The organism is Phormidium sp. CCY1219 (genome assembly GCF_055795085.1).
Window position 1 is genome coordinate 1 of record NZ_JAYFEQ010000673.1, and the last position, 10,705, is coordinate 10,705.

The window sequence follows — 10,705 nt, forward strand, 5'->3', positions numbered from 1 at the left end:
CCATTAATTTCAACGGCGCTATCGGCAATAATGCCATTGGTTTCGATATCACTGCCGTCAATACTAACGGTATTTCCCGAGTTAATCGGTTGGAAAACCGTGACGCTACTACTGCCATTAATATCGATACTGTTTGTGGCAGATAAAGCCTCGGTTTGAATTTGATTCCCGGAGAGGGATAACCCGTTTACGGGGGTTGTTTCACCCACGGGGTTTTCTAAGGTAATATTGGCAGTTCCGGCGTTGAGAGAGAGGGTTTGATTTCCATCGACCGAACCCGTGAAATTAATATTGCCATTGCCAGTGGTGGTATCGATGCTCACATCAGACAGGAGGGAAATTCCCGCCGCATTGAGGGTGACGCCATCGCTGCCCTGGGTCGTGAGATTGCCGGATAAGGCGATCGCGCCTGTGGTGGTGGCAGTAAGGCTATCCAGAGGAGTGGTATTTCCCACGGCGGGGAGAGCGATGTCTGCGGAACCTGCGGTGAGATTGAGGGGAAAATTGCCGTCGATCGCGTTACTATTGAGGGCGATCGCGCCATGGCCGATAATGGTATCGATAGTTACCGGACCGGTTAAGGTAATGTTAGCCGAAGTGAGACTAACACCATCTGCGCCAGTGGTGGTTACATTGCTACTTAACGCGATGTCGCTGTTGGTGGTTGCCGTTAATGCGGTCAGCGCAGTGGTACTGCCGATCGCGCCATTAAAGGCGATCGCGCCGCTGTCGGAGGTGACAGTTAGAGTCTGCGCGCCATCGAGAGGGGTATTAAAGGTAATGTCGCCACTGCCCGATTGAATGGTGGTGGGAAATACCAGGGTAGCGGTATTGCTGGTAACAATGCCAGAACCGTCACTGCGACCGATTGTCAGGGAGCTAAACCCTTGCAGGGCGGCAAGGTCGGTGGCGGTGATATCTAAGGTGCCGATGCCGCTATCGGTGGCATTCCCGATCGCGATCGCCTGAGTGGCGGTGGTGGGTTGCAGGGCGATCGCGCCGTTGCCCAACATTGTAGCGCCAAAGTCCAACTCGTCGCCGCTTAAGGTGATATCCCCCACCACCGTGACATCATCGCCATACACTTGACCCACGGTGCCGGTTGTGGTAACGTTGCCATTGAGTGCGGTAGTGCCGCCAGCATCGGTGGTCAGGCTTTCAGCAGCGATCGTACCTTGAAAAACTGTGGTGCCGGTGCTGTTGGCGGCGATCGCGCCGAGGGGAGTGGTGCTACCCACGGTATCGGCGATTTCGATAGTGCCGGTGCCGGCATTCAGGGTCAGGTCTGCATTGCCATCCACAGTGCCGCCCAACTGCAGAAGTCCGCCAGCAGTCTCTATGGTTGCTGCATTGGTAAGGGTAGTATTGCCACTGATAATAATCCATTGCGTAGCAGTAGTGAGATTAGCTCCCAGGGTGGTATTCCCAGACAGGGTAATGGAAGCATCATCGGTGCCGGTAATTGGCCCTTGCACGGCGATCGCGCCATTGGGGGATTGCAGGATTAGCGGATCGGCACTGCTTATCCCATTCGCATCCACGGTCAGCGTCCCGCTACCATCTGTGCGTCCGATGGTTTTCTCGCTAAACCCATCGGCGATCGCCAACCACTCGGTTTCCGTCAAGTTCAGACTTCCCGCCACGGTAGTAGTCGCACCCACCTGAATATTGCGGCCAGCATCGTTCGGTTGCAACGTGAGCGTCGCGCTGTTGTTGCTGGAGATGCTATCCGGTGTGGTGGGTAACTCAATCTCATCTCCGGTTAATTCGATGTTTCCCCCGGTTCCCGTTCCACCGGGTTCGCTAGAGGCATTGATGCGAGTGGTGATAGTGAGAGTATTCCCGGCATTGAGGGCGATATTTCCGCCATTGCTCGTGCTTGCGCCGCCGAGACTATCCAGGGACGTGGAGTTTATCTCGGCGATCGTGATGTTATCGGTAGCAGTGACCTGGATAGCGCCGCCATTGCCCGCTAGACCGCCGTTTCCGTCAGCACTGGAGTTGATATTTCCCGCTGTGATATCCCCGTTGGTGGCGGTGAGGCGAATTTCCCCGCCATTCTCTCCGGGGTCGAACGTACCCGTGGTAACGTCGCCGACGGCGATACTTGCTGCCGAAATCGACAGATTTCTAGAGCGCGCCAAAATCCCATCATTGAGATCCTCCATCGAAAACGATCCGACCCCATCTCCATCCGCATCGGCGGTTAAAGAAATCGACCCCCCGGGACCTTCTGCAAATATCAAACCGTCCCCTAAGTTCTCGACTACGATATCGTTCGTTGCTTCTAGGACAATATCCGCACTGGCGGGCAGTAGGGACAATGTTTCCACCGAAATGGTATATTCTCCCGTGCCATCTCCGGAGAAAATCGCTCCTTGCGGGTCTCCAGCATTGGGGATATCGGCGTTGAGTTCGTTGTCATTTGCGGCTTCGCCGGCTGTAGCCACGATGCGGATATCGGTGGGGTCGAGCAACAAAGTGCCTAACTGGCCCTGGGGCGCGCGCAGATCCACTTCCCCGCGAAACTGCAAGGTTTGCTTGCCGGAAATTTCTACAAAGCCGCCATTGTGAGGGGTGGAAGTGGCTGCAGAACCGCCCCGGGCGCTAATCTTGCCGGAAAACCAAGTATTCTCGTCCGCCCAAACGATAACCCGGCCCCCGTCTCCCGTCTCTAGGGCATCGGCATTGAGCTGGGTGTGGGCACTGACGAAGGTGCGATCGGCGTTGGGAATGCTGCCTTCCCCGCGAAAGTCCCCGCCGATGCGAATCGTCCCCCCACCGTGGTTTCCCGAGGCATCGATAGTGGCATCGATCGCCGCCACCCGAGTTCCCAGCAGATTCACTTCTCCCCCGGTGAGCGCGCCTCCCTGCCTTTGCGCTACATCCAAGGTACCGGCAGCGATCGCATCCCCGGGTTGCGGGTCGAGGGTCATCCCGGAACCGGATATCGCAATGCTGCCATCGGGGTTAACTCGCACATCCCTGGCATGATTCGCACCGCCTCCCGTGAGCAATTCCGGCAAGGCAAGCGGGGTGAGAGACCTAGCGGTAGTGAGAGAATCCGAGGCAACCACCTCTAAACTCAGCAGATGGTTCGCTTGGGAAATGCGAATCGCACTTTCTCCGGGAACCGCCGCCAGAGTAATGCTTCCCCCGGGGGCGGAAAGGGTGCCGGCATTCAATACCGTACCGCCGAAAAAGGCAATGTTCCCCCCCGGTTCTACGGCTAAATTCCCCAGGTTGACGATTGACCCGGGATAGGAAACATCGAAGGCAAATCGAGCGGGAGCTCCCACCAAAGCCGCCCAATTATTATCGCCAATCGAGCGGAACCAATGCTCTCCAAATCCGATGCGCGTGGCACTGGTTGCGGTAAAATCTCCCGGCACGTTTAAGGTAGCATTCGGTCCGAACAAAATGCCTGCTGGGTTGACTAAAAATAAGTTGGAATTTCCGCCGCTGACTTGAATCAATCCGTTGATAATCGAAGCGTCGCCGCCGGTGACACGCCCGAGAATGTTTTGAATTTCCGGGCTAGAAATAAAATTGGCCGTTTCCCCCGCATCTAAGCCAAAGCGGGAAAAACTGTGAAATAAATTGCCCCCATCGCCGGAAAGCTTTCCTCCGTGGATATCGTAGCGATTTTCTTCCGGCGTTACTCGAGTATTCGTCCCGTCAGCAGCCGGTGCGATGGGTTGGGCGAGGGATTGTCGCTCTCCCGCCTCGCTGAAGATTCCCAAAATAATAGCAGCTACAACAAACGTAATTTTTTTCATAGGAGAATTCCAGTAACTAGACTGAGCTACAATACCGGTTTTTATCAAAAATAGAGAGGTTTACCTAGCCTAGAGAAATTATTTCTCTAATATATTTTTTACCGATTTTTTATAAAAATGTCAAGCGGTGGAGGGAAGATTTACTAAATCTTTACATCTCATCGAATTACTCAAAGCCCAGTGCGGGTCAGTGGATCCGGTTTACGCGATCGCCCTGGGTCAAAGGTAGGTCTGTATCCCTAGGCGCGCGTAAGGGAAACTCGGGTTTAGGGGAGGAAATTTTACCTAAATTGAGAAGCCGGGAGTCTTTGGGAGTGGGGGTTTCCAACATCGAGTAGGGGCGATCGCATCCCCACGCCAGATTTTACCTCCTTGGAGTTTAATACACTTAATTTGCATGATATTTAAAAGAGACTCCACCGAGTTGCGCTTTAAAAAACGCAAACATAGGAACCCCCTAGACCGGGAAGTGGATGTGCTAAATTTCCAGCTTTGCCGCGTTCTTTCTGCCTTTCCCAAGCTTAGGCAAAACCTCGCTTCAACCGCCCCCCTTTCTTATCAAAAATCCGCCCAAAATTGACCCAACTTACTTAACCGAGGTTTTGAGCAATTTAAACGTAAAAAACCCCGCCGGCAATTTCAGCGAAGCGATCGCCTTCCCGCCGGGAAACCCCGAGGGGAAAAACCTGTGGAAGGCGCTATCTTGTCCTCATTCTGCCTTCTACTGGGGCGCGATCTCTATCCACCGGGTTTTAAGTCTAAAGATTTGTTAAGTTTCGTTACAAAGCCGTTCGATATTGGCTAAAGTGATTATAGATGGAAAAACCAGGGTTAAATTTCCCGCTAACCTGAAGTTGCCAGAAAAAAACTCACTTAACCAAGGTGCAGTAGAATCAATAAAGACCGGGGGGGCATGCAATCAATCTTAGAGGGCGATCGCCCATACACCTACATCGGTAAGTTTAGGGCGGGGGAGCTGACAGCAGGAAGGGCAAGAATGAACGGGGAAAAAGCGATGGCAACAAGAGCCAAGACTCGCTCGAAAATGGGAACTGGCAAAGGCCACTGCTCGCCTCAAAAATCTGCTGTGGCTTCTTTTTTTTAGATACCAGGGAGTCAAACGAAGGAGGAGAACCAGTGATTCCGATGAAGTTTGAAAAACAGCGGCTTCCGAGGAACCGAGAAGCAAGGGCAATGCCCTATCAAACGGTAAAAAAAAGAAATTGGTTCCAGCGATCGCAGCAGTTATTTCCTTGGAAAAAAGGCTTCGTCGGGCAATTAAGCATTGCGAAAAAAATTGGTTACGGATATGCCTTAGCCATTGGGATTGCGGTGGTGGGAACCAGCGCCGGACTGACGATTGGAGATTATTACAAACAACAGGCACAGGAGCAACTGATACTGGTAGACGAACAGCAAGATTTGCTCAGGGACTTAGAAAGTGCAGTCGTAGACGTGCGATCGCATCCGCAGCGGTTGCTACCGGTGCTGGGAAAATCCATTTTATTTGAATACGAAACCTCGAAATTCAGTGCCGAAGTCAAACAATTAAACGCCCAGCTTTCGGAAATCGAATCCTTCCTCAACACTTACCCCGAAAGACTCGCCGTAGCGCCAGCAGATTTTCAAAAATTGCTCGTCGGCTATCGCAGCAATACAGAAGCCTACCAACAGCTAATCAGCGCGATGTGGGAGGACATTAATCCAGAAAAACTAAGCCGAGAAAACCTCTCCGAAGCCAGACAGAGGCTCTTGGTCAAAACCAGTGGAGAAAAAGCCATTCACATTGATTTTAAATTCGAGCGGCTGGCCGAACATTTAAACAGTATTATTGTCGCTTCGGAAACGCAACAGATGCAAGCGAATCAGAGGGTCGAGCGAGCGGAAACTCTGAGAATGCAGATTGTCGCCTGCAGTATGCTACTCTCGGCGGCGATCGCCACAATTTTGGCCCTGCTCACCAGTCGCGCGATCGCTCATCCCTTAGAATGGCTCACCCAAGTCGCGCACCGGGTCACTAAAGAATCGAATTTCAAGCTGCGCGCCCCAGTCACCACCGAAGATGAAGTGGGATCTTTAGCCACCTCTGTGAATCAACTGGTCGAATGGGTAGGAGAATACACCCAACAGTTAGAAAACGCGCGGGAAACCTTAGAACAACGGGTAGAAGAACGCACGCAAGAACTCTCCCAAACCCTGGAAGAACTCAAGCACACCCAAGCACAACTGATTCAAAGCGAAAAAATGTCCAGTTTAGGGCAACTGGTAGCCGGCGTTGCCCATGAAATCAATAACCCGGTAAACTTCATTTACGGCAACTTGAATTATGCCAAAGATTATACCCGAGATTTGCTCGAATTAGTCAAGCGCTATCAAGAACACTATCCCGAAGCAGATCCGGATATAGAAGACTACATCGAAGACATCGACTTAGAGTTTTTGGTCGATGACTTGCCGAAAATTCTCGACTCGATGAAAATGGGAGCCGATCGCATCCGCCACATTGTTCTATCGTTGCGAAATTTCTCCCGCTTAGATGAAGCGGAGACCAAAAAGGTAAATCTGCACGAAGGACTGGAAAATACTTTGTTAATTCTCAAGCACCGCCTAGAGAACATCACAATCATCGAAGAGTATGGCAATTTACCCCCCATCCAGTGCTATCCCGCTCAACTCAACCAAGTGTTTATGAACGTGCTGGGAAATGCCCTCGATGCATTGTCCGAAGTAGAAGCAACCGAAAAGAGCGATCGACCCTCGCAAACTCCGCCTCCCTCTCCCACCATTCGCATTCACACCGCCGTGGAAGGCGATCGCGCGGCGATTCGAATTACCGACAACGGTCCGGGTATTCCCCCGGAGACATTAGAGAAGATTTTCGACCCATTTTTTACCACCAAACCGGTGGGCAAAGGAACGGGACTGGGGCTGTCGATTGGGTTTTCAATTATTCAAAAACACGGCGGCACCATTCAAATCAGTTCCGAAGTCGGACAGGGAACTGAAGTGGCGATTTTCCTCCCGATCCAGTAAACAGGAGTAGGAGCTAAAACGATGAAAAGGCGTTATTTTATCCAGTATAGTCTGTTATTTGTTGGCGGTTGTGCCAGCGCCACCCAAACTGATTTATCCCGGAGCGCGAAACCGGAAAAACTGCGATTAGCCATCACCGATGCTCATGGTATGGAAGAGTTAAAACGCCATTACGACCCCTTCCGGCGGGCGTTATCCGAGGTGTTAGAACTGCCCATCGAGTTTTACCCCGTGGAGAACTTTACCGCCGCCGGATCGGCACTGCACTTAAATTTAGTGGATTTAGTGTTAGCCGGACCGTCGGAATATGTGGTGGTTCATGCAAGGACGAATGCAGTGCCGGTGGTGGAACTCACTCGCCCCGGATACCGCACCCAGATTGTGGTGCGTGGCGACAGCGGGATAAAGTCTCTCGAACAGTTAAACGGTAAAACCATTGCCATGCGAGAGGTCGGCTCAACCAGTGCCCATTTGGGCAGTACGAAACTGTTGATGGATGCGGGATTAAATCCCCAGGTTGATTATACCCCGGTGATGTTAGGAAAAGAGGGATTTAATGCCTTAAAGAATGGCAAAGTGGATGCCTGGAGTGCTTCTACTTTTACGTACAAAAGAACCTTAGAACAAGAAGGGCTATCGGAAGCGGAATTTCCGGCGATCGCCACCGGGCCGCTATTGCCCAACGATATTTTTGTAGCCAACAGCAAACTGGATCCAACCTTGATCGAACACATGCGATCGCAGATGCTGGAACATCAAGACAAACTGATGCCCACCTTACTCGTTACTCCCAACCTGGCCAGTCGCTTTCAAAACTCCAAAATCATTCCTGCCAATGACGATCGTTATAACATGATTCGCGAAGCGTATAAAGCCACCGGTCAGGGGGATTTCATCCAATAGAAACTCTCCGTGCGACCCCTGCCGCCAGTCGGTGGGGGGATGAGCCTTGCAGTGGAAGAACCCCTGCCCTCGGGGGAATACTAACTCAGAGCGTGACTCAATCCAATACCCTATCCTACCATGAAACGGCGCAACTTCCTTTACTACGGCTTATTATTTGTGGGAGGCTGTACCCTCCTCCCCCAACCCGCCCGCGATCGCGACCCCTCCCGCCGAGGAAATCGCCCCGAAACCCTGCGATTTACCGTTACCGATCGCAATGGCATGGAAGAATTGCAGCGCGATTACGAACCGTTTCGCCAAGAACTGGCACGAGTGTTAGACAAAAAAATCGAATTTTTCCCCACTGAGAACTATACCGCAGCCGCCTCCGCACTTCAACTCGATCGGGTGGACTTAGTGTTAGCCGGTCCTTCGGAATATGTAGTAATTCAGGCAACCACCAATGCGGTTCCCCTGATTTCCGTTACCCGCCCCAACTGGCGATCGCTCATCGTGGTCCGTGAAGATAGCGGTATCCACTCCCTCACCCAATTACAAGGCAAAACCATTGCAATGGGAGCCATTGGCGGCACCAGTTCTCATCTCGCTCCCACTAAATTTTTAATCGATGCCGGATTGAATCCCAATACCGATGTCACCATCCGCATGTTAGGAACCCAAGGATTTAGCGGACTAGAAGAATTAAAAACGGGCCAGGTAGATGCCTGGGGCGGAGCTTCTCATCGCTACGAAAACTTCCTCGAGGCTGAGGGCGCAAACCGCAGTGCTTATCCGCCCTTAATTACCGGGCGTATCCTTCCCGGAGATGTGCTGGTTGCCAACAGCAAACTCGCTCCTGACTTCATCGAACAGCTACGCGAGCGAATGCTAAAAAACCGCGATCGACTGATAGAAGCCATTCTCGCCACTCCCAACAATCAGAAATATCGCAAATCTCAAATCGTGCGCGCCAATGATGTGGAATACGAGTTGATTCGAGAAGTGTACAAAACCATCGGACAGGGAGATTTTATGCCCTAAGATTAAAAGGAAATCCACCGATTCGTTCCCCACGGATCCCCCGCTTCCTCCCCGCCCCCGCCAAAACGCCGGGACAACCCAGGGATTTCCCGTCAGGTTGCCCATTACAATGAAAAGGTAAATGCTTCCAGCCTGCGATCGCAGGCTAAACTGATGTCGTGACAGGCGTTCCCCTGTCGAGAAAGCCGCTTATCTTACACCCACAACTATGGCAGGCTACAATATCGGCCTTGACTTTGGCACCACCAACTCGATTATCTCCTCCTTGAACGCGGGAGGCGTTCTCGAAGCCTTCCAATATGGAGGGCCACAGGGCCAGAAATACGTTCCTTCTTTCATTGCCTACGATGAGGGCTTTGCGGATATCGGGATGGCAGCGCGCACCACGGCGGCGAATCACCCGGATGTGGAGAGTTACGGCAATTTTAAAATGTGGTTGCCCCTCCCCCCGTCTGAAGTAGCCGATCGCTTCACCGGCGATCGCACCCCCATCCGTTTCACCCGCGACTACCTTTCCGAACTGTTAATTTCTCCAGAGAATCCTTACAGCTTCAGCAATCAACAAGGTCCCATCGAACGCCTAGTGGTTTCCGTCCCGGAAATTTGGCAGCGCGATATCTATAACCGAGGTCGAGAATCCCTACAAAAACTGATTCGCGAGCTGCAATTACCCCTGGTGCAACTGGTTAGCGAACCCGTAGCTGCCGCGACCTATTATGCCTGGGAAATGCAGCGCCGCACTCAGCACACTTCCACCAAGTCTTTTACGGGAAATTTGCTCGTGTGCGACATGGGCGGCGGGACTTTTGACGTTAGTTTGTGTCGCATTTATGGCGATAAAAAAGTCGAAGTGCTTTATTTTGACGGCCAAGGCGATCGCGGTCTCGACTCTGCCGGCGTTGCCTTCGATCGCCGCTGCGTCCAACAAGCTTACAAGGCTAAACACGGTCAGGCGATCGCGGAAAATCAACCGGAATTTATGCGCTTGTTGCGGGAATTTGAAAGCGTCAAAATTGCCACCCACGCCCGCGTCACCCGCAAACTGAGCGAGGCGCTCAAAAAACCCAAACGCTACGCCGATAAAAATATCTATGTCTTTGCTGGCGGCTACTGCGTCACCTTTCGTCAATTGCTCACTGCCTTTGCACCGATCGCCCAAGGCATCCAAACCGTCATGGAGCGCTTAAAACGATGGGTCAACCACCACCAAATCCCTATCGATCGCCTCTTTCTCGTGGGCGGTTTTTCTCAGTTTTTATTGGTGCAAAAAACCATTGTCAAGGCTTTAAAATTTACCCCCACCGACTCGCGGATCGACCGCAGTTTTAATATCACCCATAGCACCTATGCCATTTCCTATGGCGCTTGTTTGATTGCCAATGGTTTAGTCCAACCTACGGAAAAATACGTTCATACCTTGGGAATTGTGGTGGACGCCATGAACTCCCAAGCACAACGCGAACCGCGCTTTATTCCCATCATCCAAGGGGGATTGTCTTTAGATGCCTTGGCTCAACCGCAATTTGCCGATATCCCACCTTTGGTGGTGTTTCAAAATGACTCGCCCCTCACCCTGACTCTGTGGGTAGACCCCCAGTCTCAAGGCACTCGGTTTCAAGAATCTATCCCCGATACCGTGAAGCTTCCGAGTGACGAATCCGACGATTTATGGCGGGTGGGAATGCGCGTCGATCGCTCTCAAATCGGCTATCTCGTGATTGAAGACGTTCAGGGAAAAAAGCGGGTCGAATACGAGTTGGGCAATGCGATCGCCAATATGTTTCCCGGTTGTATTCTCCTCAATCCTTCCGATCCTACCCCCCCTCGCCATCGCGATCGCCCCTGAAAATCTCAGTCTTTGGGTTTATAATAAAAAGAAACTGATAGTCAAGCGTCAGGAACCCCATCCCTAAAGGGAGGGGCTTGGTAAGACTTTATTTTCCCAAGCTCACCTGACCAGAAGACCA

At 52.0% G+C, this 10,705-nt stretch carries 5 protein-coding genes; 4 read left to right on the forward strand and 1 reads right to left on the reverse strand.

Translation table 11 applies throughout. The features are described 5' to 3' along the window. Window positions 1–3,779: two-partner secretion domain-containing protein (locus tag AC0QH1_RS19585; RefSeq protein WP_324632967.1), on the reverse strand; the 3,779-nt coding region annotated here is incomplete at its 3' end. Window positions 3,780–4,925: 1,146 nt separating this feature from the next. Here AC0QH1_RS19585 and AC0QH1_RS19590 point away from each other — a divergent pair. The 4 genes from AC0QH1_RS19590 (at window position 4,926) to AC0QH1_RS19605 (ending at window position 10,584) form a co-directional block, all read left to right on the forward strand. Further along, window positions 4,926–6,812 carry a sensor histidine kinase gene (locus AC0QH1_RS19590; RefSeq protein ID WP_324632971.1) on the forward strand — a complete coding sequence of 629 codons (1,887 nt, stop codon included), beginning with the start codon at window positions 4,926–4,928 and terminating at the stop codon, window positions 6,810–6,812. A gap of 21 nt (window positions 6,813–6,833) precedes the next feature. After that, window positions 6,834–7,715, forward strand: a complete 882-nt coding sequence (locus tag AC0QH1_RS19595) for a PhnD/SsuA/transferrin family substrate-binding protein (protein ID WP_324632968.1) — start codon at window positions 6,834–6,836, stop codon at window positions 7,713–7,715. Window positions 7,716–7,835: 120 nt separating this feature from the next. Then, complete coding sequence (locus AC0QH1_RS19600; RefSeq protein ID WP_324632969.1) at window positions 7,836–8,738, forward strand: PhnD/SsuA/transferrin family substrate-binding protein; 903 nt, start codon at window positions 7,836–7,838, stop codon at window positions 8,736–8,738. A gap of 208 nt (window positions 8,739–8,946) precedes the next feature. After that, entirely contained in the window at window positions 8,947–10,584 is a 1,638-nt protein-coding gene (locus AC0QH1_RS19605) for an Hsp70 family protein (RefSeq protein ID WP_324632970.1), read from the forward strand. Window positions 10,585–10,705: the final 121 nt, after the last annotated feature.

Coding starts and splice junctions, on each gene's coding strand:
- AC0QH1_RS19595 (WP_324632968.1), top strand. CDS start 6,834: ATGAAAAGGCGTTATTTTATCCAGTATAGTCTGTTATTTGTTGGCGGT.
- AC0QH1_RS19605 (WP_324632970.1), top strand. CDS start 8,947: ATGGCAGGCTACAATATCGGCCTTGACTTTGGCACCACCAACTCGATT.
- AC0QH1_RS19600 (WP_324632969.1), top strand. CDS start 7,836: ATGAAACGGCGCAACTTCCTTTACTACGGCTTATTATTTGTGGGAGGC.
- AC0QH1_RS19590 (WP_324632971.1), top strand. CDS start 4,926: ATGAAGTTTGAAAAACAGCGGCTTCCGAGGAACCGAGAAGCAAGGGCA.